The organism is Chitinimonas sp. BJB300 (assembly GCF_002735695.1).
GTDB lineage: Bacteria > Pseudomonadota > Gammaproteobacteria > Burkholderiales > Chitinimonadaceae > Chitinimonas.
Genome location: NZ_PDZH01000286.1, coordinates 1 through 1710, shown reverse-complemented (window position 1 = coordinate 1710; position 1710 = coordinate 1). Strand labels below are relative to the sequence as shown.

General features: G+C 49.4%; 2 pseudogenes. Both read left to right on the top strand.

Annotated features, from left to right (window positions below):
- Positions 1–121 precede the first annotated feature (121 nt).
- Positions 122–283, top strand: a pseudogene (locus tag CSQ89_RS23970) (IS3 family transposase); the annotation flags it as partial.
- Positions 284–1116: 833 nt separating this feature from the next.
- Positions 1117–1359, top strand: a pseudogene (locus tag CSQ89_RS21365) (transposase); the annotation flags it as partial.
- Positions 1360–1710 lie beyond the last annotated feature (351 nt).

The window sequence follows — 1710 nt, the reverse complement described above, 5'->3', positions numbered from 1 at the left end:
CGACGGGCTGGTTGGCAACGAAAGCGCGCTGGGGGACTGCAAGCATGACTGAACTCCGATAATAAGGAGTCAATCAGCTTGGTCACTGTCCAGCGACGGCGATAGATGCTGGCCTCCGGGTATTTACCACCATCGGCGTTATAGAATCCGGACCGAGGCGGATGCTTCGATCCGGGAGTACATCGAGATCTTTTACAACTGCCAACGACGCCACGCTCGTCTAGGGAATGTGGCGCCGGCGGTGTTTGCAGAGAAATTTAACAGGCATTCTGCCTGCATTTGAAGTGGGGGCTACGTTTGTCAGGACAGGTCATACGGATTTATGCAGAAAAAGCCCTCTAATTATCGATTAAGTTCATAAAGAGAAGAAAGCAGAAGCAAGAGAAAACATGTCTTGGTGGCGAGAAAAATCAAACTTTGACGTGGGGCTTATCGGTCTAGCCTGTTTCTGCCCTAAGCTATTTACGTCCTGATTATCTGATGAGTCTATCGCTCTCGTATGAGAAGTGATTCCACCGCTTACTTGATCGATTTCCAGTAAGTTAAGTAATTGCATCAAATCTCTTTCTAGTCTTGACTGTTCAATTTGGACCACGTTAACAGGACGCTCTTAGCGCCAACAGAGGGATAACGCAGCAAGGTGTGTCGACCAATGGGTCAATCTTTAACTATGCCTGGTAGGCGAGCCGGTGGCTGACTCCCTAATATGTTACTAACTGGAGCAATTTCACCCTCCTAACCGTATCAATTCCGATGGGTTTATCTCAGCCTTTAGGAACAGTTTGCGGCATGCATCGGGGACATAAAATTGGTCTAAATGAGACCATTCCACCTGAAACTTGCGCAATTTCCTGGATGATTAATTCCTGCAATTTTTCTCTCCTATTTAATGACGTCAACAGGACTTTATTTGACAAGGCGCGAGTGTAGGTACCGCCTAGTGTGATTTTCAATGGGGCATCTGTCCCGGCATAAACGACACCAGTCTTTGAGGAAGCCCCGTATCTACTCCTGATAAAAGTTTGAGTAGACACGCGCGTTACCATTCTTTAGGGCACCTCGAAAAACCTCTCATCCATGGCATGATTCTGACATCCGAAAGTCAGCCCTCCAATCATGATCAAATCCAGTCTGTTTGCCAGTGAAGAACGTGAAGCCAAGCTTGATCAGCTGGGCGATGCGCTGAAGGTCCTGGGGACCCATGTCGATTTTACCGCACTGGCAGCAGACATTGACCGGGCAGCCCCTCGACCCAACCGCGCCCGCGGCGGCCGGCCGCCGTTTCCGACCGAATTGATGGTTCGGGTGCTGCTGGTTCAGCAATTGTTCAATCTCAGCGATGAGCAGATGGAATTCCAAAGACGTTGCAGGGCTTCTGCTTTCTGTATGTCGGTTAATACGGTCGGGCGACCCAGTTGCTTTCCTTCGGCCTTGGCACGCGCAATACCGGCATGTGTCCGTTCAATCAGTAAATCACATTCAAACTCGGCTACTGCGATCAAGACACCTGTAGTGGTCTAATCCCAACGGACGCCTCGATAGGTATATTACGGACCTAAAACAATGGGATGGACCCCACCTCTACTAACCGGCATCAAAGTGCCAAACTGGTAGTTCCAGCCACCAGTCAACGTTAAAGAGGAGTCCACCATGAAGATTATTCGAGTTGGCGTCGATATTGCAAAGTCGGTTTTTCAGGTTCATGCGGTG